20 protein-coding genes are annotated in these 25139 nt (G+C 59.6%); 12 read left to right on the top strand and 8 right to left on the bottom strand.

Going from position 1 to position 25139, the window contains the following annotated elements; genetic code table 11:
- Window position 1: 1 nt before the first annotated feature.
- Window positions 2–1498 (top strand): inorganic phosphate transporter PitA, encoded by a 1497-nt coding sequence (gene pitA, locus AB1E37_RS01305; protein ID WP_002921200.1) that lies wholly within the window; start codon window positions 2–4, stop codon window positions 1496–1498.
- A 55-nt stretch (window positions 1499–1553) separates the two neighbouring features.
- On the opposite strand, the gene uspB is transcribed toward pitA, so the two are convergent.
- Window positions 1554–1889 (bottom strand): universal stress protein UspB, encoded by a 336-nt coding sequence (gene uspB / locus AB1E37_RS01300; protein ID WP_002921203.1) that lies wholly within the window; start codon window positions 1887–1889, stop codon window positions 1554–1556.
- Window positions 1890–2271: 382 nt separating this feature from the next.
- On the opposite strand from uspB, the gene uspA reads away from it, so the two are divergent.
- A complete protein-coding gene (uspA, locus tag AB1E37_RS01295) occupies window positions 2272–2709 on the top strand; it encodes a universal stress protein UspA (protein ID WP_004145166.1) in 438 nt (145 codons plus the stop codon).
- A gap of 280 nt (window positions 2710–2989) precedes the next feature.
- A complete protein-coding gene (gene dtpB / locus AB1E37_RS01290; protein WP_232551038.1) occupies window positions 2990–4438 on the top strand; it encodes a dipeptide/tripeptide permease DtpB in 1449 nt (482 codons plus the stop codon).
- Window positions 4439–4583: 145 nt separating this feature from the next.
- Here dtpB and rsmJ read toward each other — a convergent pair whose 3' ends face one another.
- The 3 genes from rsmJ to AB1E37_RS01275 all read right to left on the bottom strand — a co-directional run bounded on the left by rsmJ (window position 4584) and on the right by AB1E37_RS01275 (window position 8840).
- Complete coding sequence (rsmJ, locus tag AB1E37_RS01285; RefSeq protein WP_032447930.1) at window positions 4584–5336, bottom strand: 16S rRNA (guanine(1516)-N(2))-methyltransferase RsmJ; 753 nt, start codon at window positions 5334–5336, stop codon at window positions 4584–4586.
- Window positions 5337–5343: 7 nt separating this feature from the next.
- Complete coding sequence (prlC, locus tag AB1E37_RS01280) at window positions 5344–7386, bottom strand: oligopeptidase A (protein WP_032447931.1); 2043 nt, start codon at window positions 7384–7386, stop codon at window positions 5344–5346.
- Between the two features lie 182 nt (window positions 7387–7568).
- On the bottom strand, window positions 7569–8840 hold the full coding sequence (locus AB1E37_RS01275; protein ID WP_004150114.1) for a phosphatase PAP2 family protein: 1272 nt from the start codon (window positions 8838–8840) through the stop codon (window positions 7569–7571).
- 193 nt (window positions 8841–9033) lie between these two features.
- Between AB1E37_RS01275 and AB1E37_RS01270 the strand changes: the two genes are divergently transcribed.
- Both AB1E37_RS01270 and gorA read left to right on the top strand, forming a co-directional pair.
- Entirely contained in the window at window positions 9034–9876 is an 843-nt protein-coding gene (locus AB1E37_RS01270) for a 23S rRNA (adenine(2030)-N(6))-methyltransferase RlmJ (protein WP_002921269.1), read from the top strand.
- 72 nt (window positions 9877–9948) lie between these two features.
- A complete protein-coding gene (gorA, locus tag AB1E37_RS01265; protein ID WP_002921271.1) occupies window positions 9949–11301 on the top strand; it encodes a glutathione-disulfide reductase in 1353 nt (450 codons plus the stop codon).
- A 52-nt stretch (window positions 11302–11353) separates the two neighbouring features.
- On the opposite strand, the gene AB1E37_RS01260 is transcribed toward gorA, so the two are convergent.
- Window positions 11354–11977 (bottom strand): glutathione S-transferase family protein, encoded by a 624-nt coding sequence (locus AB1E37_RS01260; RefSeq protein WP_002921273.1) that lies wholly within the window; start codon window positions 11975–11977, stop codon window positions 11354–11356.
- A gap of 126 nt (window positions 11978–12103) precedes the next feature.
- On the opposite strand from AB1E37_RS01260, the gene AB1E37_RS01255 reads away from it, so the two are divergent.
- From AB1E37_RS01255 to AB1E37_RS01245, 3 genes are all read left to right on the top strand, one after another.
- Complete coding sequence (locus tag AB1E37_RS01255; protein WP_284302593.1) at window positions 12104–13252, top strand: iron-containing alcohol dehydrogenase; 1149 nt, start codon at window positions 12104–12106, stop codon at window positions 13250–13252.
- A 239-nt stretch (window positions 13253–13491) separates the two neighbouring features.
- Window positions 13492–15144 (top strand): alpha,alpha-trehalase, encoded by a 1653-nt coding sequence (locus AB1E37_RS01250; RefSeq protein ID WP_004150117.1) that lies wholly within the window; start codon window positions 13492–13494, stop codon window positions 15142–15144.
- A 66-nt stretch (window positions 15145–15210) separates the two neighbouring features.
- Window positions 15211–15744, top strand: coding sequence for a GNAT family N-acetyltransferase (locus AB1E37_RS01245; protein WP_004901185.1), 534 nt, complete (start codon window positions 15211–15213; stop codon window positions 15742–15744).
- A gap of 34 nt (window positions 15745–15778) precedes the next feature.
- On the opposite strand, the gene AB1E37_RS01240 is transcribed toward AB1E37_RS01245, so the two are convergent.
- Window positions 15779–16537 (bottom strand): SDR family NAD(P)-dependent oxidoreductase, encoded by a 759-nt coding sequence (locus AB1E37_RS01240; RefSeq protein ID WP_004901188.1) that lies wholly within the window; start codon window positions 16535–16537, stop codon window positions 15779–15781.
- A gap of 119 nt (window positions 16538–16656) precedes the next feature.
- Here AB1E37_RS01240 and AB1E37_RS01235 point away from each other — a divergent pair, with 119 nt between their 5' ends.
- The 3 genes from AB1E37_RS01235 to AB1E37_RS01225 all read left to right on the top strand — a co-directional run bounded on the left by AB1E37_RS01235 (window position 16657) and on the right by AB1E37_RS01225 (window position 20288).
- Window positions 16657–17556 (top strand): LysR family transcriptional regulator, encoded by a 900-nt coding sequence (locus AB1E37_RS01235; protein ID WP_004145179.1) that lies wholly within the window; start codon window positions 16657–16659, stop codon window positions 17554–17556.
- Window positions 17557–17662: 106 nt separating this feature from the next.
- On the top strand, window positions 17663–18694 hold the full coding sequence (gene yhjD, locus AB1E37_RS01230) for an inner membrane protein YhjD (protein ID WP_002921337.1): 1032 nt from the start codon (window positions 17663–17665) through the stop codon (window positions 18692–18694).
- 271 nt (window positions 18695–18965) lie between these two features.
- Window positions 18966–20288: an MFS transporter gene (locus AB1E37_RS01225; protein WP_004150118.1), complete on the top strand. Its 1323-nt coding sequence runs from the start codon at window positions 18966–18968 to the stop codon at window positions 20286–20288.
- 37 nt (window positions 20289–20325) lie between these two features.
- On the opposite strand, the gene AB1E37_RS01220 is transcribed toward AB1E37_RS01225, so the two are convergent.
- Window positions 20326–22377, bottom strand: coding sequence for an AsmA family protein (locus tag AB1E37_RS01220; protein WP_004901194.1), 2052 nt, complete (start codon window positions 22375–22377; stop codon window positions 20326–20328).
- A gap of 194 nt (window positions 22378–22571) precedes the next feature.
- Here AB1E37_RS01220 and AB1E37_RS01215 point away from each other — a divergent pair, with 194 nt between their 5' ends.
- Window positions 22572–23501, top strand: coding sequence for a sugar kinase (locus tag AB1E37_RS01215; RefSeq protein ID WP_004901196.1), 930 nt, complete (start codon window positions 22572–22574; stop codon window positions 23499–23501).
- A 54-nt stretch (window positions 23502–23555) separates the two neighbouring features.
- Here AB1E37_RS01215 and AB1E37_RS01210 read toward each other — a convergent pair whose 3' ends face one another.
- Window positions 23556–25058, bottom strand: coding sequence for a pitrilysin family protein (locus AB1E37_RS01210; RefSeq protein ID WP_004145185.1), 1503 nt, complete (start codon window positions 25056–25058; stop codon window positions 23556–23558).
- Window positions 25059–25139 lie beyond the last annotated feature (81 nt).

Here is a 25139-nt window from a genome sequence, read left to right as displayed (position 1 = left end):
TATGCTACATTTATTTGCCGGTCTGGATTTACATACCGGACTATTATTATTGCTTGCTTTAGCTTTTGTACTGTTTTACGAAGCGATTAACGGTTTCCATGATACCGCAAACGCGGTGGCTACGGTTATCTACACTCGCGCAATGCGCTCACAGCTCGCTGTGGCGATGGCGGCGCTCTTCAACTTCTTCGGCGTTCTGCTGGGCGGTCTCAGCGTAGCCTATGCCATCGTGCATATGCTGCCGACCGATCTGCTGCTTAACATGGGTTCCGCACATGGCCTCGCCATGGTGTTCTCTATGCTGCTGGCGGCGATCATCTGGAACCTCGGCACCTGGTACTTCGGTCTTCCAGCTTCCAGTTCTCATACCCTGATTGGCGCCATCATCGGCATTGGTTTAACCAATGCGCTGATGACCGGTACTTCCGTGGTTGATGCGCTGAATATCCCGAAAGTCATCGGTATTTTTGCTTCGCTTATCATCTCGCCGATCGTCGGTCTGGTGATCGCGGGCGGCCTGATTTTCCTGCTGCGTCGCTACTGGAGCGGAACCAAAAAACGCGCGCGTATCCACCTGACGCCCGCAGAGCGTGAAAAGAAAGACGGTAAGAAAAAGCCGCCGTTCTGGACCCGTATCGCGCTGATCCTGTCTGCTATTGGCGTGTCGTTCTCTCACGGTGCTAACGATGGGCAGAAAGGCATTGGCCTGGTGATGCTGGTGCTGATCGGCGTCGCGCCGGCGGGTTTCGTGGTGAATATGAATGCCTCTGGTTACGAAATCACCCGTACCCGCGATGCGGTCAACAACGTGGAAACCTTCTTCCAGCAGCGTCCTGAACTGCTGAAAAAAGCCACCGGCGTCGATCAGCTGGTGCCTTCTCCGGATACCAATACCGCGGCCAATGGCGAGTTCCACTGCCATCCGGCGAACACCATCAACGCCCTTGACCGCGTCAAAACCATGCTGACCGGCGTTGAGAACTACGAGTCGCTAAAACCGGAACAGCGCGGCCAGCTGCGTCGCATCATGCTCTGCATCTCCGACACCACCGACAAGGTGGCGAAGCTGCCGGATGTGAGCGCTGACGACCAGCGTCTGCTGAAGAAACTGAAAACCGATATGCTGAGCACCATCGAGTACGCGCCAATCTGGATTATCATGGCTGTCGCGCTGGCGCTGGGTATCGGCACCATGATCGGCTGGCGCCGCGTGGCGACCACCATCGGTGAGAAGATTGGTAAGAAAGGCATGACCTACGCTCAGGGGATGTCGGCTCAGATGACCGCAGCGGTTTCTATCGGTCTGGCGAGCTACACCGGGATGCCGGTTTCCACCACCCACGTACTCTCCTCCTCGGTAGCGGGGACGATGCTGGTGGATGGCGGTGGTCTGCAGAAAAAGACGGTGACCAGCATTCTGATGGCCTGGGTGCTGACCCTGCCGGCAGCGATTATCCTTTCAGGCGTCCTTTACTGGCTCTCCCTGAAACTGATTTAAGCGTTATTCGTTCAAAACGGGCCAGCTTGCTGGCCCGTTTTTTTATTCTGAAACGTTAGTGCCAGATCATCAGCGCAATCAGGCTCACCACCACCAGGCCGCACAGGGCGCTGGTCAGGATAAACTGGCGACGAACACGTTCGCAGCGACGAATAAATTCATCATCGTGATGGTCACGGTAGCGCTGGGCATAGATATACCACACCAGCCGCATCTGTTTGCTGGGCTGCCCGTGCGAGGTAAAAAAGCCGCCGCCATCAACATACTGATAGAGCAAGGGATCGCAACCACGTAGCACCACCAATAATGCACGCAACGATGAGAAGTAGCGTGCCATATTCACCACACAAACGACACACAGGGCCCAAAACAGCGCAATAGTGCTGATCATACCTCCTCCCCGGCGACCCGCCTACGGAGAAAACCTCCGCGGCTACCGCTCCCCAAATAACCCACGACGATACCGTAAAGAGTGCGATTCCGATCACATTTATTTTTCCGACCGGCTCATTAAATAGTGTAGGAGATCCATTAATTTTTTTACCACAAGGTTATTCGTTATCAATACGTAAGACGGATAAATTTGTTTAACTTTTAGGTGAACCCAGTGCATTGACGGAGTGCGGGGGGCGCTATAAGGTAGGAAATATCTTCTACAATGAAGTCCTTAAAGGCTACCCTCCCGCGAATGTAGCACGCAGGACGCGGGCGAAACGGCAGCGCCAGCTGTCAGGTCCAATGGTCATCGACAAACTTATGGAAGGAGTAACACTATGGCTTACAAACATATTCTGATTGCAGTAGACCTGTCCCCGGAGAGTAAAGTACTGGTTGAAAAAGCCGTTTCTATGGCCCGCCCGTATAACGCGAAAGTCTCCCTGATCCATGTGGATGTGAATTACTCCGACCTCTACACCGGGCTGATTGACGTTAACCTCGGCGACATGCAAAAACGCATCTCCGAAGAGACCCATCACGCGCTGACCGAGCTCTCGACCAACGCAGGCTATCCCATCACCGAGACCCTGAGCGGCAGCGGCGACCTTGGCCAGGTGCTGGTCGATGCGATTAAAAAATACGATATGGACCTGGTGGTCTGCGGCCATCATCAGGACTTCTGGAGCAAGCTGATGTCCTCTGCCCGCCAGCTGATTAACACCGTTCATGTCGACATGCTGATCGTCCCGCTGCGCGACGAAGAAGACGAATAACCGTCTCGTTTTATCCGCGCAATACGCCCGCCGATGCGGGCGTTTTTTATTTTCGCTTTCCCTCGCCATGCGGCAGAACTTCAATCCATAAAATCGCCATTCAATTAGTGTGATCAACCAGTTATTCGGCGAAATATCTATATAATAATCTATTCCATAAGCCAATAACCGCAGCATGGCGAGTTATCAGACATTTTCGGCGCGTTCTGGCATACGCGTTCATACTTTTTGGGAAAGTAATACAAGGCGAAGGAATATGAATACAACTGCACCTACGGGCTTGCTGCAGCAACCTCGTCCGTTCTTTATGATCTTCTTTGTGGAGCTCTGGGAACGTTTTGGCTATTACGGCGTTCAGGGGATCCTGGCGGTCTTCTTTGTTAAACAGCTGGGCTTCTCTCAGGAACAGGCCTTTATCACCTTCGGCGCCTTCGCGGCGCTGGTTTACGGGCTGATCTCCATCGGCGGCTACGTGGGCGACCATTTGCTGGGGACCAAACGCACGCTGGTGCTCGGCGCCATTGTGCTGGCTATCGGCTACTTTATGACCGGGATGTCGCTGCTGAAACCGCAGCTGATCTTTATCGCTCTCGGCACCATCGCCGTCGGCAACGGTTTGTTTAAAGCCAACCCGGCGAGCCTGCTCTCCAAATGCTATCCGCCGAAGGATGCCCGTCTCGACGGGGCATTTACCCTGTTCTATATGTCGATAAACATCGGTTCGCTGCTGTCGCTGTCGCTGGCGCCGGTGATCGCCGAAAAATTTGGCTACGCGGTAACCTATAACCTGTGCGGCGCGGGGCTGATTATCGCGCTGCTGGTCTACTTCGCCTGCCGCGGGATGGTGAAAGATATTGGCTCCGAGCCGGATCATCGCCCCCTCAGCCTACGCAATCTGGCGCTGGTGCTGGCCGGTACGGTGGTAATGATTTTTCTCTGCGCCTGGCTGATGCATAACGTGATGATCGCCAACCTGGTGCTGATTGTTCTGTCGGTCGTGGTTATTGCGTTCTTTTTCCGTGAGGCGTTTCGCCTCGATAAAACTGGACGCAACAAAATGTTCGTCGCCTTTATTCTGATGATCGAGGCGGTGCTGTTTTACATTCTGTATGCCCAGATGCCGACCTCGCTGAACTTCTTCGCCATCAACAACGTCCATCATGAGATCCTTGGCTTTACCATCAACCCGGTCAGCTTCCAGGCGCTGAATCCCTTCTGGGTAGTGGTCGCCAGCCCGGTGCTGGCGTCGATCTACACCCATCTCGGTCATAAGGGTAAAGACCTGACCATGCCGGTGAAATTTACCCTCGGGATGTTCCTCTGCGCGCTGGGCTTCCTGACCGCCGCGGCGGCCGGGATGTGGTTCGCCGACGCCCAGGGGTTAACCTCGCCGTGGTTTATTGTGCTGGTCTATCTGTTCCAGAGTCTGGGCGAACTGTTAATCAGCGCTCTGGGGCTGGCGATGGTTGCCGCACTGGTGCCGCAGCATCTGATGGGCTTTATTCTGGGGATGTGGTTTCTGACCCAGGCCGCCGCGTTCCTGCTGGGCGGCTATGTGGCGACCTTTACCGCGGTGCCGGAAAACATCACCGATCCGCTGCAGACCTTGCCGGTCTATACCAATGTGTTCAGTAAAATTGGCCTGGTGACGCTGGGCGTCACGGTGGTGATGGCGCTGATGGTGCCGTGGCTGAACCGGATGATTAATACACCGGCCAGCGCCGAGTAACCGTTTAAGATGGCCGATCCGCACTGGCGCCGTTTGTTCAGATATTGTGGTTCCCGGCTTGCGCTACGCGGAGCCGGGCGACGATTCGGTAGCCCGGATAAGGCGCGTTGCGCCGCTATCCGGGAGTTACCACCACGGCGTAATATTACTCCGGCGTACCGGCGTAAATATCAAACCGATGCCCTTTGGTCACCACCGCATTCGGCGTGGCGACTTCCGCCAGCGGCGGCGCGTAATCCGGGCGCTTCACCACCACCCGCTTAGTTGCCAGCTGGCGCGCCGGGGCCAGCAGGCCATCGGCGTCTAAATCCGGCCCCACCAGCGACTGAAAGACGCGCATCTCTTTCTTCACCAGCGCGCTTTTCTGCTTATGCGGGAACATCGGATCGAGGTACACCACCTGCGGGCGCGGGGTGATATCGATTAACGCCGTCAGGCTGGAGGCGTGGATCAGCTGCAGCCGCTCCTGCAGCCAGCCGCCGATTTCCGCGTCAGCATAGCCGCGCGCCAGGCCATCATCGAGCAGCGCGGCGACCACCGGATTACGCTCCAGCATCCGCACGCGACAGCCGACCGACGCCAGCACAAAGGCATCGCGTCCCAGCCCGGCCGTCGCATCGACGACATCCGGCAGGTAATCGCCTTTAATACCCACCGCTTTAGCCACCGCTTCGCCGCGGCCGCCGCCAAACTTGCGCCGGTGGGCCATCGCCCCGCCGACGAAATCGACGAAGATGCCGCCAAGCTTGGGCTCATCGCGCTTGCGTAGCTCCAGATGCTCCGTCGTCAGCGCCAGCGCCATCGGGTTATCGTCATCCTGCTCCAGCCCCCAGCGGGCGGCTAAAACAGATAAGGCGCCGTCACCGGCGCCTGTTTCATCAATTAAGCAGATCTTCACGTAGCAATCAGCCTTTGATCCCGTAATGCTCCAGCATCGCGTCCAGCTGCGGCTCGCGCCCGCGGAAGCGTTTGAACAGCTCCATCGGCTCTTCGGAACCGCCGCGGCTCAGGATATTGTCGAGGAACGACTGACCGGTTTCACGGTTGAAAATCCCCTCTTCTTCGAAGCGTGAGAAGGCGTCTGCCGCCAGCACGTCGGCCCACAGGTAGCTGTAGTAACCTGCCGCATAGCCGCCAGCGAAGATGTGGCTGAAGGCGTGCGGGAAGCGGCCCCAGGTCGGCCCCGGCACCACGGCGACCTGCTTTTTAATCTCGGCCAGGGTCTCAAGGATTTTCGCCCCCTGCTCCGGTTTGTACTCCGCATGCAGGCGGAAATCGAACAGGCCGAACTCCAGCTGGCGCAGAATAAACATCGCCGCCTGGTAGTTTTTCGCCGCCAGCATTTTCTCCAGCAGCTCCTGCGGCAGCGGTTCACCGGTTTCATAATGGCCGGAGATAAACGCCAGCGCTTCCGGCTCCCAGCACCAGTTCTCCATAAACTGGCTCGGCAGCTCGACCGCATCCCACGGCACCCCGCTGATGCCGGAAACCCCGGCGGTGTCGATGCGGGTCAGCATATGGTGCAGACCGTGGCCGAACTCGTGGAACAGGGTGATCACTTCGTCATGGGTGAACAGCGCCGGCTTGCCGTTGACCGGGCGGTTGAAGTTACAGGTCAGGTAGGCGACCGGCTTCTGCAGGGAACCATCCAGTTTACGCATCTGGCCGACGCAGTCGTCCATCCACGCCCCCCCGCGCTTATGCTCGCGGGCATACAGGTCGAGATAGAAGCTGCCGCGCAGCTCGTTGTGTTCGTCATACAGCTCGAAGAAGCGCACTTCCGGATGCCACACATCGACATCGGTACGCTCTTTAGCGGTAATACCGTAAATGCGCTTAACCACTTCAAACAGGCCGCTAACGGCTTTGTTTTCCGGGAAATAGGGGCGCAGCTGCTCATCACTGATGCTGTAGAGGTGCTGCTTCTGTTTTTCGCTGTAGTAGGCAATGTCCCACGGCTGCAGCTCATCGACGCCAAACTCGGCTTTGGCGAAGGCGCGCAGCTGGGCCAGCTCTTTTTCGCCCTGCGGATGGGCGCGTTTTGCCAGGTCGGTGAGGAAATCGAGCACCTGCTGCGGATCCTTCGCCATTTTGGTGGCGAGGGATTTATACGCATAGCTGTCAAAGCCCAACAGCTGCGCCAGCTCGTGACGCAGGGCGAGGATCTCCGCCATCACCGGGCTGTTATCCCATTTCCCGGCGTTCGGGCCCTGATCGGAGGCGCGGGTGGAATAGGCGCGATACATCTCTTCGCGCAGCGCCTGGTTATCGCAGTAGGTCATCACCGGCAGATAGCTCGGAATATCCAGGGTCAGCAGATACCCTTCCTGCTCTTTGGCCTGCGCCTGAGCCTGAGCGGCGGCCAGCGCGCTTTCCGGCATGCCGGCCAGATCGGCGACATCGGTCACCAGCTTGTTCCAGCCCATGGTGGCGTCGAGGACGTTGTTGCTGTACTGGTTGCCCAGCTCAGAGAGGCGCGCGGCGATTTCACCGTAGCGTTTCTGCTCCTCCGGCGGCAGGCCAATCCCGGATAATTCAAAATCGCGCAGCGCGTTATCAACCGCTTTTTTCTGCGCGGTATTCAGCGTGGCGTAGTTATCGCCATCGCGCAGGTCGCGATAGGCTTTATACAGGCTTTCATGCTGGCCGACCCAGGTGCTGTACTCGGAGAGCAGCGGCAGCGTCTGTTCGTAGGCCTCACGCAGTTCAGGGCTGTTTTTAACCGAATTCAGATGGCTGACAGGCGAGAAGATGCGTCCCAGCACATCGTCCACTTCCGCCAGCGGCTGGCAAAGATTTTCCCAGCTATACGGCGCGCCGTGCGCCACCGCGCTTTCCACCGCGGCCCGGCAATCCTCCAGCGCTTTGGTGACCGCAGGGACCACGTGCTCTGGTTTGATCGCAGAAAAAGGCGGCAGGGAGAAAGGCGTCAATAATGGATTGGTCATATGCGCTGTCCTGTTGAAAAGGGTGAATGAAGCGCGCGTCCGGCGCTTATGCATGAGATCTAGAATGGGGGATAGTTGGGGGAATTTCAATGACGGGCGGTGCGTCAGCCTGGGTATTGCTGCGATAAGTCCGCCCGTTGCCGGAAAAGCGCGACACGCAGTGCAGCGTGCCGGAAACCACATTAATGCCTTTTTTGCGCCATCTCCCAGGCCGCCGACAGATTCAGCCGCTGCCAGAATTGCTGTTCGGGGGTGGCGCCGGATAGCGGGTAACCCGCCGGCAGCGCGGTGTTGACCATCAGCGCCCGACGCTGGGCCGCTGACAGATGCGGCAGGGCATCTTCCAGCAGCACTTCCGCCCCCTCCGGCACCTGTAAACGCGGCTGCGGACCCTTCTGCTGCGGCAGATCGTAGGTCATGGTGAAGCGAGAGAAATCACGCATCGCCGGATCGCGCCAGGGATCGTCTTTCACGCTGCTCTTCGCGCACTCGGCAAGCGATGTGCCGCAGGCCTTCGCCAGCGCGGCGCGCAGCTGATCGCGGGCTTCGTTAAATAATACCCGGTAGTGCGGATCGTTAAGATAGTGGGCCACGTTGCGCTCGGCCACCATTCGCGAGCCGATCACGTCCAGCGGGTAGTGGACGCCCAGCACGATGCGCGAGTAGCCATAGCGGGCGCCGCGCGCCACCAGCGCGTCGTAGCGCTCCGGGATCATCGCCGCCAGCAGCAGCGCATCGGTATAGCCGGTGTTGGTGTGGCCGCTGGGGAACGAGCCGCCGTCGGCGGTGTAGGGCTGGTTATCTTTCACCACCACATCGTCAGGCACCAGGTGAATGGTGTTGCCCTGCACCAGAAACGGCCGCGGATTATTGAAGTGCTTTTTCGCCTCGCCGGTGCTGACCTCCGAGGCTTTGATCAACGCTGCCGCTTTCCCCAGCGCGCCCTGGTCATAGGCGGTCAGAAACGCTTTGCCAAGGCGTGGCCCCAGCGCATCGCTGAGGAAGTAGAGGTAGCTAATGCCTTCCGCATCGGCCAGCGCCTGACGGCGCGTGGTCTGCACGGCGTCGCGATTGATGGCGGTCACCGTCGCCAGATTCTGCTTCACGACGGTCTCCGGCAGGGTGCTGAACGCCGACAGCAGCGCAATGCCCGCCTGCTGGTTGGCCCGGGTCTGGAAGTCATAGCCGCTGGCCTTCAGCCAGGCGGTATCGGCCTGAGTTTGGTTTTGTTTGGTGTGCGCCAGCCGATCGCGGGTCAGCGTGGCGGCATTCCCCTGCAGAGCGTGGCGTAGCTGCGCCAGCGCCTGTTGCTCAAGATCGTCATACGCCTGGCTGGAGGCAGCCGGCGTCACGCTATTGGCGAGGGCCGCCGCCCTGTTCAGCGGGATGTCTTTAGCCAGAACCGGTTGCGCCAGCAGCAGCGCGACGGCCAGCAGCGAGAGTTGCCTTTTCATTATTTTTCCTTTTATTCAAATAATTACCTTGCCTGTATCCGACGCTAGCGCGGCCGTTTGACGTTTTTATGACAGCGTTATGTTTTGCAACGCTTTTGGCAGAAATGAAACAGCGCGGCGGCGCAGCGGTAATCTCGGCCGATCTGCGGTAAACTATCGGTTAACTTGTTTACTTCCCGGAATCTCTGCATCCATGCTCAGTTATCGCCACAGCTTTCACGCAGGCAACCACGCCGACGTCCTCAAACACACCGTTCAGAGCCTGATCATTGAATCACTGAAAGAGAAAGAAAAACCGTTTCTCTACCTGGACACTCACGCCGGCGCGGGCCGCTATCAGCTGAGCGGCGAGCACGCCGAACGTACCGGCGAGTATCTTGAAGGCATCGCCCGCATCTGGCAGCAGGACGACCTGCCGGCGGAGCTGGAGCCGTATATTTCGGTAGTCGAACACTTCAACCGTAACGGCCAGCTGCGCTACTACCCGGGCTCGCCGCTGATTGCCCGCCAGCTGCTGCGCGAGCAGGACAGCCTGCAGATGACCGAGCTGCACCCGAGCGACTTCCCGCTGCTGCGCGCTGAATTCCAGAAAGACAGCCGCGCGCGCGTCGATAAAGCCGATGGCTACCAGCAGCTGAAAGCCAAGCTGCCGCCGGTATCGCGCCGCGGTTTGATTCTGATCGACCCGCCGTACGAAATTAAAACCGACTATCAGGCGGTGGTCACCGGGATTAACGAAGGCTACAAACGCTTCGCCACCGGCACCTACGCCCTGTGGTACCCGGTGGTGCTGCGCGCGCAAATCAAACGCATGATCAAAGAGTTAGAAGCCACCGGCATCCGCAAAATCCTGCAGATTGAGCTGGCGGTGCGTCCGGACAGCGACCAGCGCGGCATGACCGCCTCCGGGATGATCGTCATCAACCCGCCGTGGAAGCTGGAGCAGCAGATGAATAACGTGCTGCCGTGGCTGCACAGCAAACTGGTTCCGACCGGCACCGGCCACGCCACCGTCAGCTGGATCGTACCGGAGTAATCGCAACCATCGGTGGAACCTTTTAAGCCTCGCGCTACAATCGCGGCAATCAACGATTAAGGACATATGGGCATGAGCAAACATTATGATTACCTCGCCATCGGCGGCGGTAGCGGCGGTATCGCCTCAATTAACCGCGCGGCCATGTACGGCCAGAAGTGCGCGCTGATTGAAGCCAAAGAGCTGGGCGGCACCTGCGTCAACGTCGGCTGCGTGCCGAAAAAGGTGATGTGGCATGCGGCGCAGATCCGCGAAGCGATTCATCTTTACGGCCCGGACTACGGTTTCGATACCACCATCAACCATTTTGACTGGGAGAAGCTGGTCGCCAGCCGTAGCGCCTATATCGACCGTATTCATACCTCTTACGACAACGTACTGGGTAAGAATAAAGTCGATGTGATCAAAGGCTTCGCGCGCTTTGTCGATGCCCACACCGTGGAAGTCAACGGCGAGATCATCACCGCTGACCATATCCTGATCGCCACCGGCGGCCGGCCGAGCCACCCGGATATTCCGGGCGTCGAATACGGTATTGATTCCGACGGTTTCTTCGAACTGCCGGCGCTGCCGAAGCGCGTGGCGGTGGTCGGCGCAGGCTATATCGCCGTTGAGCTGGCGGGGGTGATTAACGGCCTCGGCGCCGAAACCCACCTGTTCGTGCGTAAACACGCGCCGCTGCGCAGCTTCGATCCGCTGATCGTTGAGACCCTGGTGGAAGTGATGAACGCCGAAGGCCCGCAGCTGCATACCAATGCGATCCCGAAAGCGGTGGTGAAGAATGCCGACGGCAGCCTGACGCTGGAGCTGGAAGATGGCCGCAGCCAGACCGTTGACTGCCTGATCTGGGCGATTGGCCGCGAACCGGCGACCGACAACTTCAATCTGGCGGCAACGGGCGTTAAAACCAACGATAAAGGCTACATCATCGTTGATAAATTCCAGAACACCAACGTGCCGGGCATCTACGCGGTGGGCGATAATACCGGCGCCGTTGAGCTGACGCCGGTCGCCGTGGCCGCAGGCCGTCGTCTCTCCGAACGCCTGTTTAACAACAAACCGGAAGAGCATCTGGACTACAGCAACATCCCGACCGTGGTCTTCAGCCATCCGCCAATCGGCACCGTCGGCTTGACCGAGCCGCAGGCGCGCGAGCAGTACGGCGACGACGCCGTGAAGGTCTACAAATCTTCCTTCACCGCGATGTATACCGCCGTGACCTCTCACCGTCAGCCGTGCCGCATGAAGCTGGTGTGCGTCGGCCCGGAAGAGAAGATCGTCGGCATCCACGGCATCGGCTTCGGGATGGATGAGATGCTGCAGGGCTTTGCGGTGGCCCTGAAGATGGGCGCCACCAAAAAAGACTTCGACAACACCGTCGCCATTCACCCGACGGCGGCAGAAGAGTTCGTCACCATGCGCTAAGACGCGATCGCCGGATGATAAAAAGAAGCCCCGGGGGCTTCTTTTTTTATGCTCAGGCCACGCCGTTATTGCCATGGCGCATAAACGCCGGGCGCTGATTGAGCGCCATATACCAGCGCTCCACGGCTGGCATCTCCGGATGGGCGAAAGGGGTCATTTTCCAGCGATGCACCGACAGCCCCAGCACGATATCGGCCAGGGTGAAGCGCTCGCCGGCTATCCACGCCCCGGTACGCTGCAGCTGCGCTTCAACAATGCGCACGCAGTGGGTCCAGGCGGCAATACTCTCTTTAATCGCCACCGGATCCTGAAAGCGCGGATCTTTACGCACCAGCCCCATAAAAGCATGGCGCCAGGCAGTGTTAAACTCGGTCGCCTGCCAGTCCATCCAGTGCTCCACCTCGGCGGCGGGCTGCGGCTCGGCGGGCAGCAGATCCCAGCGCTCCGCTTTGCGCGCCAGATAGCGGCAGATACTGTTCGACTCCCAGAGCACGAAGTCATCGTCCAGTAGCACCGGCACCAGGCTGTTAGGATTCAGACGCTGAAACTCAGGCGTATCCAGGGGCTTAAATCCGCTGCCGTAATCTTCCTGCTGGTACGCCAGCCCGGCTTCCTCGCAGGTCCACAGCACTTTCCGTACATTAATTGAAGAGCGTTTACCCAGAATTGTTAGCATCGTCAGCGATTCCTCAGCCATAAAAGACAGTTCATTCACTCTACTCTATTGCCAGCCAGCAACAAGGCAGAGCGCTGGATAATGTGTATAGTTGATTCCAGCCTGTTTGCCGAAAAGGAACCCGACATGTTGACCCCTTTTACCGTTTTGATGCCTGCAAATATTCGTTTTGGCCGTGGTCAGGCCGAGAGCGCCGCCCCCTGGCTGGCGCAACAGGGCGGCCCAATCCTGCTGGTGCATGGCGCCAGCCCGCAGCGGGCGGCGTTTCTCCGCCAGCAGCTGGAGGCGCTGCAGCTTGCGGTCACGACGCTGGCGATAAGTCGCGAACCCTGGCTTAGCGATATCGAGCAGGGCGTCCAGCTGGCGCGCGAGAAAGGGATCAGAGCGGTGGTCAGCCTCGGCGGCGGCGCGGTGATTGACGCCGGTAAGGCGATTGCGGCGCTGGTCCCCGCCGTCGGCCCGGTGATCGACTATCTGGAGGTGGTGGGAACGGGCCGTCAGCTGGAAGCCAGTCCCCTGCCGTTCGTGGCGATCCCCACCACCGCTGGCACGGGCGCGGAGGTCACCAAAAATGCGGTGATCAACGTTCCGGAACAGCAGCGGAAAGTGAGCCTGCGCGACGACCGAATGCTGCCTGACCTGGCGATTGTCGACCCGACGCTAACCGACAACGCGCCGCGGAGCATCACCCTGAGCTCCGGCCTCGACGCCCTGACCCAGGTGATCGAGCCCTGGCTCTGCAGCCGGGCCACTCCCTTCACCGATGCTCTCTGCCAGCAGGCGATCCCGCGGGGAATTCGCGCGCTAAAAATCCTGATGGAACAAGAGTGTCCGGCCAGCCGCGACGAGATGGCCTGGGTCAGCCTGTGCGGCGGACTGGCGCTGGCGAACGCCGGGCTGGGGGTGATCCACGGCCTCGCCGGCCCGCTGGGCGGCCTGAGCCGCGCCTCGCACGGCGCCCTATGCGGCAGTTTGTTGCCGTTTGGCCTGGCGCTCAATGAGTCGCAGATCAACGACCCTGGCCTGCGCCAGCGCGTTAACGATGTCCGCCGCTGGCTGGCCGACGGGCTGGACGTCCCTGTGGATCAGGTCTGGGACAGTCTGCGGGAATGGAGCCATCGCGCTGGCCTTGGCACCCTGCGCGACCTCGGCGTAGCGCGCGATGCGCTGGAACCGGCGGCGCTGGCCGCCAGCACCTCCTCATCGATGAAGGCCAACCCGGTCAGCCTGAGCGGCGAACAGCTGCTGGAGATGCTGGAGGCGGCGTGGGAGTGAGCGCCCCGGGATAAAATTTTGTTGCATAATGAATGCTCCGAATTTCATCTGCGCCAGGATGTACAATTTTTAATTACTTATCAACAGCGTACTTTGAAATGGCAGCTTTTCTTCTCGGCGGAAAAGCGTGATCTCACGCACAGTTTGCTTCACACTCACCGAAGCGACTGTCTACGCTTAATAGACAAGGCCGGGTATGCCCGGCCCCGAACTCACGCTATCCGGAGGTCCGTATCGCTATGTTCAGCCAGAAATTACGCCACGTTGAAGACGACGAGTTAAGGATCGACATCGATCCCTGCTACGAAGCCGATCCGTACGAATTAAAGCTGGATGAGATGATAGACGCTGAACCGGAGCCTGAGGTGATCGAGGGGCTTCCGGCGTCCGATGCCCTCACCCCGGCGGATCGCTATCTTGAGCTGTTTACCAACGTGCAGAAATCACGCATTTTCGCGGACAGCAAAACCTTCCCCGACTGCGCGCCGAAACACGATCCGCTGGACATCCTGCGGAACTACCGCAAGGTCAAACGCCAGCCCGACTTCGATCTGCGGCAGTTCGTTGAGGACAACTTCTGGCTGCCGGAGAGCCAGAGCGACATCTATATCTCCGACCCCAGCCTGACCCTGAAAGAACACATCGACAAGCTGTGGCCGGTGCTGACCCGCGAGCCTCAGGATCATATCCCGTGGTCATCGCTACTGGCGCTGCCGCAGGCCTACATCGTGCCCGGCGGTCGCTTTAGCGAAACCTATTACTGGGACTCTTATTTCACCATGCTGGGGCTGGCGGAGAGCGGCCGGGAAGATTTGCTGAAATGCATGGCCGATAACTTTGCCTGGCTGATTGAAACCTACGGCCACATTCCGAACGGCAACCGCACCTACTACCTCAGCCGCTCGCAGCCGCCGGTGTTCGCCCTGATGGTCGAACTCTTTGAAGAGGATGGCGTGCGCGGCGCGAAGCGCTATCTGGACCATCTGAAGATGGAGCACGCCTTCTGGATGGACGGCGCCGAGTCGTTGATCCCGCACCAGGCGTATCGCCACGTGGTGCGTATGCCGGATGGCTCCCTGCTCAATCGCTACTGGGACGACCGTGACACGCCGCGGGATGAGTCGTGGCGCGAAGACGTGGAGACCGCCCGACACTCCGGGCGGCCCGCCAATGAAGTATACCGCGACCTGCGGGCGGGCGCCGCGTCCGGCTGGGACTACTCCAGCCGCTGGCTGCGGGATATCACGCGGCTGGCCAGCATCCGCACGACGCAGTTTATCCCCATCGACCTGAACGCCTTCCTGTTCAAGCTGGAGACGACCATTGCCAACCTCTCCGGCCTGAAGGGCGATCGCGAGACGGAGACGGCCTTCCGCCAGAAGGCCCAGGATCGGCGGGCGGCGGTCAACCGCTATCTGTGGGATGATGAGAACGGCTGTTTCCGCGATTATGACTGGCGCCGTGAACAGCTGGCGCTGTTTTCCGCAGCCAGTATCGTCACCCTTTACGTCGGCCTGGCGACCCACGAACAGGCAGAACGCCTTGCCGATGCGGTGCGGGCCCGCCTGCTCACCCCCGGGGGGATCATGGCCACCGAATACGAAAGCGGTGAGCAGTGGGATAAACCCAACGGCTGGGCGCCGCTGCAGTGGATGGCGATCCAGGGATTTAAACGTTACGGCCAGGATCCGCTGGGAGATGAGATTGCCTGGAGCTGGCTGCAGACGGTCAACCACTTTTACAAGCAGCATCACAAGCTGATTGAAAAATACCATATTGCCACCGGCGTCCCCCATGAGGGCGGCGGCGGGGAGTATCCCCTGCAGGATGGCTTTGGCTGGACCAACGGCGTGGTGCGCCGACTGATTGGCCTGTACGGTGAGCCAACCTAGTCGGGCTGTTCCCGGCGGCTTTCTCCTGCTATGTTCAGAGGATTCGCCCTGCCCGGAACGACGCTTATGCCTGAACTTCTGACGCCGCGCCTGCGCTGCTCACCGCTGCAGCTGGACGACTGGTCGTTTTTTCTTTCCCTGCAGCAGGATCCGCAGGTCATGCTCTACGTCGCCGATCCCCGACCGCAGGCGGCCATCCGCGAGGCGTTCGATTCGCGGCTGCCGCCGTGGACGCCCGGGGATGAACACTGGCTGTGCCTGGTGGTGCGCGACAGGCTGACCCATACCCCGCTCGGCCTGACCGGTTACCAGCATCATCAGCGCGACATTGCCGAGGTTGGCTTTCTCTTCGCCCCGGCGGCGCAGGGTCGGGGCTACGGCTACGAATCGCTGCGCGCGCTGTGCGACTACGCCTTTACCACCGGCGGCGTGCGCCGCCTGACCGCCAGCGTCACCGCCGGCAACGAGACGTCTAAGCAGTTACTGCTCAAAGCCGGCTTCCGGCTGGAGGGGGAGCTGCGGGAAAACTACTGGCTCAACGGACGCTGGCACAACGACTGGCTGTTCGGTCGGCTGCGTGGGGAGGGCGATGCGCCGTAGCGCACCGCCGGTCACAGGCTGGGGGCAGTCAGGATCAGAGGAACATCCCGCCCGAGACTTCCACACGCTGCGCGTTCATCCACGCCAGCTCATCGCTGAGCAGGGCGGCGATGGCGTCGCCGATATCATCCGGCAACCCAACGCGCCCCAGCGCAGTCTGGGCGGCGATATGCCGATTCACCTCGGCGTTATCGCGCACCTCCCCGCCGCCAAAGTCGGTCTCAATGGCCCCCGGCGCGATGATGTTCACCGATATCCCCCGTCCGCCCAGCTCTTTCGCCTGATAGCGGGTCAGAACCTCCATCGCCCCCTTCATCGCGGCGTAGGCCGCATAGCCCGGCAGGGCAAAGCGCGCCAGGCCGCTGGAGACATTGAGGATACGCCCCCCATCCTGCAGGAGAGGCAGCAGACGCTGGGTCAGGAAAAACGGCCCTTTGAACTGGATATTCATCAGCTCGTCACACTGCGCTTCGCTGGTCTCGGCGAAGGGCGCGTTGAGTCCGATCCCGGCATTGTTCAGTAAATAATCAAAGGTTGTGCGTCCCCACTTCTGCGCCAGCACCTGCGCCACCTCGCTGGCGAATGCGTCAAATGTTGTGGAATCGCCGACGTTCAGCGCTAATGCTGCCGCTTTGACCCCTTTTTGCTCTATTTCCGCCACCACGTCGAGGGCCGCCTGGCGGTTGCTGTGATAGGTCAAAAGAATATCGGTTCCCTTTGCCGCCAGCTTCAACGCGGCGTTTTTACCCAGACCGCGGCTGCCGCCGGTCACTAAAGCGATACGTTGTGTCATCAGAAGACCCCTTTCAGGTTGCGTTGTGATTGTGTTGTAGCTTATTAACTGCTCATGCAACAATAAATACGCTACATTGCGTTTTACTGTTTCATTAACAACAACAATAGGCGATCGGCATGGATAAAATTCATGCAATGCAGTTATTCATTCGCGTAGCGGATCTGGAGAGCTTCTCCCGCGCCGCCGAGACCTTGGCGCTACCTAAGGGTAGCGTCTCGCGACAGATTCAGGCCCTGGAAAGCCATCTTGGCGTGCGGCTCCTGCACCGCACCACCCGCCGGGTCCAGCTCACCCAGGATGGGATGGTCTACTACGAGCGGGCGAAAGATCTGCTGAGCAACCTCGACGAACTGGACGGCATGTTCCAGCACGATCCGGCGAGCATCAGCGGCCGGCTGCGGGTGGATATGCCGGTCGGTTTTGCTAAAAAAATGGTGATCCCGCATCTGCCGACTTTTTTACAGCAGTATCCGGGCATCGAACTGGAGCTGAGCAGCAGCGATCGGCTGGTGGACGTGATCCGCGAGGGGTTTGACTGCGTGGTGCGCGTCGGCGCGCTCAAAGACTCAGGGCTGATTGCCCGCCCGCTGGGCAAGCTGACGCAAATTAACTGCGCCAGCCCGGACTACCTGGCGCGTTTTGGCTATCCGCAATCCCTGGAGGATCTGGCGGATCATGCCCTGATCCACTACGCCAGCACCCTCGGGGTCCGTCCCCCCGGCTTTGAGGTAATGATCGACGGCGCGGTGCGCTGGGTAAAAACCGGCGGCATATTGACGGTCAACAGTACGGAAACCTATCAGGCAGCCTGTATCGCCGGGCTGGGGATTATTCAGGTGCCACGCACCGGCGTGCGCGAGGCGTTACGCGCCGGCGACCTGATTGAGATCCTGCCCCAGTACCGCGCCGAGCCGCTACCGGTCTCGCTGATCTATCCGCACCGGCGCAATCTCTCCCGCCGGGTAAATCTGTTTATGGAGTGGCTGGGCGGACTGATGAAAGCGTATGTCGATTGAGCGGCGCGGCTGAAAAACGGGCGGTGGAGAGAGGCATTCCTGCAGGATACGGCATTTAAGGTATACTTTTTGCTGAATCTCGCTGTAAAAAAGGAAGAAATTACGTATGACGCCGGAAAACGACGATCGACGCCCGCCACAGGAACCGGATACGCAGCCGGAGAAAAGCAAAAGCACGCTCGAGGCCCTTAATGACACCGCCGTCGGGCAAAAAGCCAGCCAGGCGCTGAAGACCGTCACCGGAACGGCGGCCAAAGTGCAGCGCAACCCGGTGATCGCCCATCTGCTGCGCGCCGCAGAGCGCTTCAATGACCGGCTCGGCAATCAGTTTGGGGCAGCTATCACCTATTTCTCGTTCCTGTCGATGATCCCGATCCTGATGGTCTCCTTTGCCGCCGCCGGCTTCGTGCTGGCCTGGCACCCAACCCTGCTGCAGGACATTTTCGACAAAATTCTGCAAAACGTCAGCGACCCAACGCTGGCGGCAACGTTGAAAAACACCATCAACACCGCGGTGCAACAGCGCACCGCCGTCGGTCTGGTCGGCCTGCTGGTCGCCCTCTATTCCGGTATTAACTGGATGGGCAACCTGCGCGAAGCGATCCGCGCTCAATCGCGCGACGTCTGGGAGCGCCGGCCGCAGGACGAGGAGAAAATCTGGGTAAAGTACTTCCGCGATCTTATCTCGCTGATCGGTCTGCTGGTGGCGCTGATTATTACGCTGTCGATCACCTCCGTCGCCGGCTCCGCCCAGCAGATGATTATCTCCGCGCTGTATCTCGACAACATTGAATGGCTGAAACCCGCCTGGCGGCTAATCGGCCTCGCCATCTCGATTTTTGCCAACTATCTGCTCTTTTTCTGGATTTTCTGGCGCCTGCCGCGCCATCGTCCGCGGCGCAAGGCCCTGTTTCGCGGCACGCTTATCGCGGCGATTGGCTTTGAAATCATAAAAATCGTCATGACCTGGACGCTGCCGGCGCTGGTGAAATCCCCGTCCGGGGCGGCGTTCGGATCGGTGCTGGGGCTGATGGCCTTTTTCTATTTCTTCGCCCGCCTGACGCTATTCTGCGCCGCGTGGATCGCCACCGCGGAGTATAAAGACGACCGGCGGATGCCGGGCAAAACCCACCGCTGAGGTATTGCGAGGATGAATAAAAGAGGCAAAATTCATCCTCGCGCTTGATTTCAGCAGATAAATCCAGCATGTAACTTTTATTTAACTCAAAACTGGTTTTATTCTCTATCTTTTTAATTGTGTGAAGCATTTCATAGAACTATTTTTACTGGTGTAAAAATTATCCGCTTTTTGCCTCTTTTTTGCCCATTTTCCGCGTTTGTTACAGATTGAAATGTCCCTGTGGCTGTGGCTATATGGCTTTTCGTTCGCGCAAAAATAAGAAAGATCTATGCAAGCCACAGCCACCACTCTCGAAAACACGCAGGAAACCGCCCCGGTCAACTCACGCAACAAGGTTGTTGTCGCCTCGCTCATTGGCACCGCCATTGAGTTTTTCGACTTCTACATCTATGCCACCGCCGCGGTCATCGTCTTCCCGCATATCTTTTTCCCGCAGGGCGATGCCGCTGCGGCCACCCTACAGTCGCTGGCCACCTTCGCCATCGCCTTCGTCGCCCGGCCGATCGGCTCCGCGCTGTTTGGCCACTTCGGCGATCGCGTCGGCCGGAAGGTCACCCTCGTGGCCTCGCTGTTAACCATGGGGATCTCCACCGTGGTGATCGGCCTGCTGCCCGGCTATGAAAGCATTGGCATTGTCGCGCCGATGCTGCTGGCGCTGGCGCGTTTCGGTCAGGGCCTTGGCCTCGGCGGGGAATGGGGCGGCGCAGCGCTGCTGGCTACGGAAAACGCCCCGGCGCGCAAGCGCGCCCTGTACGGCTCCTTCCCGCAGCTGGGCGCGCCGATCGGCTTCTTCTTCGCCAACGGCACCTTCCTGCTGCTCTCCTGGCTGCTGACCGACCAGCAGTTTATGGAGTGGGGCTGGCGCGTGCCGTTTATCTTCTCTGCGGTGCTGGTGATCATCGGTCTGTATGTTCGCGTCTCGCTGCATGAGACCCCGGTCTTCGCCAAAGTGGCGGCGGCGAAAAAACAGGTCAAAATCCCGCTGGGTACCCTGTTGACCAAACACGTCCGGGTGACGGTGCTGGGCACCTTCATCATGCTGGCCACTTATACCCTGTTCTACATCATGACCGTCTACTCGATGACCTTCAGCACCGGCGCGGCGCCGAATGGCCTGGGTCTGCCGCGTAACGAAGTGCTGTGGATGCTGATGATGGCGGTGATTGGCTTTGGCGTAATGGTGCCTGTCGCCGGCCTGCTGGCGGACGCTTTTGGTCGTCGCAAGAGCATGATTATCATCACCACGATGATTATTTTGTTCGCCCTGTTCGCCTTTAAACCGCTGCTGGGCTCCGGCAATCCGCTGCTGGTCTTCGCCTTCCTGCTGCTGGGCTTAAGCCTGATGGGACTGACCTTTGGCCCGATGGGCGCGCTGCTCCCGGAGCTGTTCCCGACGGAAGTGCGCTACACCGGCGCGTCGTTCTCCTATAACGTGTCGTCGATCCTCGGCGCTTCGGTCGCGCCGTACATTGCCGCCTGGCTGCAGGGTAACTACGGTCTCGCGGCGGTCGGCACCTATCTGGCGGCGATGGCGGCGCTGACGCTGATCGCCCTGCTGCTGACCCACGAGACCCGCCACCAGTCGTTGTGATCCTTCGCCCTGACGCCCCCGGCGTCAGGGCTCTCCTCTACTTTTTCATCTGCGACAAAATGGTCCGACACTGGTTGCTATCGCCCTCCGCCGGGGAGATCAGCGCCAGCAGCGCGGCGGCCGGCGTCACCAGGGTTGCCAGCGCCGCCGCTACCGCGCCGCGGACAATCAGCGGCCCGGCCTTCACCCCCGCCTGCGGCGATTTAAAGGTGCCCCGGACATACAGCGGGGAACGCAGGGTGATCACCCGAAAGCCTTTGCTTTCCGGATCGATGGTCAGGTCCAGCTGCTCGGAGGCGAAGCTGGCGGTCCCGGTCACATTGATTAGCGCGTTTTCTGTATCGAAGGCAAAAATCTGCGGCCGGGCGACGCCGTTGGTTACGTCGATATTGGCCGCAGCGCAGTTTACCCGAACCTCCTCATCGCCAAAAATCTGGCCGATCAGGTAGTTACCGACGTTAAGACCGAGGATTTCCATCAGGTTGCGACTGATCAGTCCGTCGTTCATCAGCAGCTTCAGGTTACCGTTACTGTTGCCGAGCAGGGCCGCCACCGAGTTGCCGCTGCCGCGCAGCTGGACGTCGCCATTCATCTCGCCGAGGGTTTTCTGCATCATCTCGACGTTTGGCATCAGCGCCTTCAGCTTCAGGCGTCGCGCCTGCAGATTGGCCTCACCCTGCAGCGGCTTTTTATCGCCCTGCAGGTGTACGCTGCCGGCAATCGACCCGTTGGCCAGGCCAAAGCGCACCGGCTGCAGGCGCAGGTCACCATCCTCCAGAATCACATGGGTCGACAGATCGCTGATCGGCAGGGTGCCGCCGTGCTCAATTCTCCGGCCCTTAAAGCGCACATCGGCATCCATCACCTGCCACTTGTCGGTTTCAAAGCGGTCCGCCGGCAGCACTTTACCCGCCGGCTGCGGCCGGTCACCCGCCTGGCGCGAAGCGCTTTTCTTCGTTCCTTTGCCGGAATCAACGCCGATTAATGGCCCGAGGTCCGCCAGACGCAGCTGCTTCGACTCCATATCGCCGCTGAGTTTCGGCCGCGGCTTGCCGGTGGTGTAGGTCAGGGAGCCATGAATGTCGCTATCGCCGATTCGGCCGTTAAAATTCTGATAGTTAAAGCGCATGCGGTTTTTTTGCGTAAAGTCGGCGCGCAGGCGGCCGTCGGTGGAGAATGACGGCGTCTCCGGCAGCAGCACGCCGGTCAGGTCGTAGAGATCGCGCAGCGAGTCACCGGCGAATTTTAGCCGCAGGTCAATGCCGCCGACGTTGAGCGGGTCGCTGACCGTGCCGCTGAACGCTACCCGGGTGTTACCGGAGTGGAAGTCGCCCTGCAATGGGAAGGGGGCGCTTGCGCTGCGCAGGGCCAGCATGCCGCCGATTTTCCCGTTGCCGGTGACCGGCTGGCCCTTGTAACGGCCCTTCAGCGACAGACCAAAGACATAGTCGCCTGGTTTCGCCGCGCTATGGCGATCCTTTGTGCCGGTCACTTCGCTGAACGGCAGCGGTTTGCCGAGGGGATCGACGAGGATGGTGATATCGCTGCGGGTGATCTTGTCGTCAATGGCGATAGTCCCGCGATCAAAGAGAATATTATCGAGGCGAAAGGACCAGCTGGAGGGCGCGCTGTCGCCCGAAGTACGCTTATCGCCCGCCAGCTGAAAGGTCCAGTTATTGTTGTCTTCCGCCAGGCGGATCAACCGTACGTCGGGCTGCTCCAGCTTGATCCACGGCAGGTACACCGTTTTGCTCAGCAGCGCCAGCGGGGCAAGGGTCGCCTCCACCCGCGGCAGATGGATCATGGTCACCTGGGGAATGGCCGGCGGGTTGCCCAGCACGATATCCTCCGCGTGTACGTGGGGCCACGGGATCCAGCTGCGCCAGCCGCGCTCGTCCGGCTGCCGCTCCCAGACCACGCCGAGATCGCCGCGGATGGCGAACGGGCGGTTAAGTTCGGCGGACACTTTCTGATTGATCGTCGGCTTCAGCCGGTTCCAGTCAAAGGTGGCCAGCACGATAAAGAAAAGAACGATCAGCAATAGTATCGTTCCTGTGATGATAACCAACGTTTTACGGGTTCTGCTCATCCCTACTCCGCTCCTTTTGCATCACGTCAGTCCTGAATATAGTCAAAAAGCGGCGTTTATCCTGGAAATGCGCTTTTCGTCACATTACGCGCGTCAGGTCAAAAAAATAATGGAACGATGTTTTAATATGATTGACCAGCAAAACAGCGCAGCGCACACTAGCGCTTATATCGATTCCATTGCAGGTTCTGGCTATGTCTAAAAAAATTGCCGTTATTGGCGAATGCATGATTGAGCTGTCAGAGAAAAACGGGGCCGTTAACCGCGGCTTTGGCGGCGATACCTTAAACACCTCGGTCTATATCGCGCGGCAGACGGATGCCAGCGCATTGAGCGTCCACTACGTCACCGCCCTGGGAACCGATGCGTTCAGCCAGCAGATGCTCGACAGCTGGCAACAGGAAAACGTCAACACCGATCTTATCCAGCGGATGGCCGACCGCCTGCCGGGACTGTATTACATTGAAACCGATGACACCGGCGAGCGCACCTTCTACTACTGGCGCAACGAGGCGGCGGCAAAGTTCTGGCTGGAGAGCGATCGCGCGGCGGCGATTTGCGAAGAGCTGGCCACTTTCGACTATCTCTATCTGAGCGGCATCAGTCTCGCCATTCTCAGCCCGGCCAGCCGCGACAAGCTGTTCACGCTGCTGCGTGAGTGCCGCGCCAACGGTGGCAAGGTGATCTTCGACAACAACTATCGTCCGCGCCTGTGGGCCAGCCAGGCGGAAACGCAGCAGGTCTATCAGGAGATGCTCGCCTGCACCGATATCGCGTTTCTGACCCTCGATGATGAAGACGCGCTGTGGGGAGAAAAACCGGTTGCTGAGGTGATCGCCCGCACGCACGCCGCCGGCGTGGAAGAGGTGGTGGTGAAGCGCGGCGCGGAAGCCTGCCTGGTCTCGGTTAGCGGGCAACCGCTGCGGGAAGTGCCGGCCGTCAGGCTGGCCAAAGAGAAGGTGGTGGATACCACCGCCGCCGGAGACTCCTTCAGCGCCGGCTACCTGGCCGTTCGCCTGACCGGCGGCGATGCCGAATCCGCCGCCAGACGCGGACACCTGACCGCCAGCACGGTGATCCAGTATCGCGGGGCGATCATCCCGCGGGAAGCGATGCCGCAGTAATTCTCCGCACAAAGCGCTCTCCGGCCGCCGCTGGCGCGTCGGAGAGGCGTTAGGTTACTGCCCCGGCGGGATGTCGCTGGCCTCGCTGTGGGCGTCAACCGTATCGGCGCTGCCGCTAGTCGCCGTGGCCGCCGGATTCGGCGCCATCAGTTTTTCCCAGGTGGCCTGCAGTTCCTTCATATTGTATTCCGGTTCGCCCTTCGGCTGTTGCAGCACCAGCGCCATGTCCTGCGAGAGCTGCTGGCGCAGATACTGGTTCAGCATGTCCACCGTCAGGGAGTTGAGGAACTCCTGACGCAGCTTCTGGTACTGCTCCGGCGCGATGTCCACCACCTGATTCTGCAGGGAGCGCATGCGCTGGCTCATCAGAATGTCGGTGTCAGTGCGCGCATAGGTGGCAAACAGCTTCTGCAGCTCGAGGCTTTTCTGAGCGATAAGCGCGTCAAACTCCTCCTGCGGCAGGCCGTTGTCCCGCACTTTCGCCAGCTCGCGCGAAACCACGCTCAGGTTGTTGTTCAGGCGCTCGCCCGGTGAATCGATGTTGATGGCGCACTGCGCGCGCTGATATAGCACCCGGCAGTCAAAGCCAAGGCCAATATCCTTCACGTTATTTTTGCTCAGGCTCTGCTGCACGTGCCAGAACAGCGCTTCACGGGCGAGATCGTCACGCCAGTAGCGCTGCAGCGCCGCGGAGTCGCGGATCGGCTGCCATGGCGCATCCCACATGATGGACAGTTTGTCCTGACGCACCGCGTTGGTCATGATGCTGACCGGCACGGTAGGCAGCGGCGATAAGGTCGGCACCGCTGCGGGGGTTTCCCGCTTGCCCTTCAGATCGCCAAAGGTCTTATTGATTTGCTCGGCAACGCTGCGGCTGTCGACATTCCCCACCACGATCAGCGTCATGGCGTCGGGGGTGTACCATTTTTGATAAAAGTCTTTCAGCTGAGCCACGTCGATCGGCTGCTTCAGCGGCGCGGCGGGGTCATGGCCCAGCATGGTGGACCCTTTCAGGCGATAGCGCCACCAACCCTCTTTGGTATCCAGTGGCCAGGTCGCCACCATGTCGCTGCCCTGCAGCGCATGATTGATCGATTCAGGCGTAATGGCCAGTTTACCGCTGGCGTCCGCCAGCCAGCTCAGCGCCTCTTTCAACAGATCGTTGCGGTTATTGGGCAGGCTGAGATTAAACATCGTGTAATCGTAGGAGACGATGGCCGGCGGCAGAGGACGCTTCGGGTCAATACTCTGCTGCCATAAAGAGCGCGCCTGCATCGTCGGCAGGCTGCCGCTTTGCGTCAACGCCAGGCGGGGAATAAAGCGGCTGAAACCGCTCTGCTGAGTGCTTTCGCTCAGCGAGCCAATATTGACGGACAAACGGACTTCGATACGGTCGCTGGGACGTTGCGGCGTGGCCAATACCTGCCACGACAAACCATTCGCTAAGGTCCCTTGTTGCCAGGCCGGATCAGGCTGGAGCGCTTCTGCCTGCACATAACCGGCCGCCGCTACCATCAGCAAACCGCCCGTTAAGAGTTTAATTGTTGTGCCCTGCATGTGAACCCCTGATGAACATTCCTGGTTACAACAGCACCCCACTGACGGGCTGCCGAAAAAAGTGAGAGTGAAATACGTCGG

The sequence above is a fragment of the Klebsiella sp. Shm-1 genome (genome assembly GCF_040804525.1).
In the GTDB taxonomy this organism is placed as follows: Bacteria; Pseudomonadota; Gammaproteobacteria; order Enterobacterales; family Enterobacteriaceae; genus Klebsiella; species Klebsiella pneumoniae.
Note: the sequence above shows the minus strand (reverse complement) of the source record. Positions and strands in the feature narration are given on the sequence as shown.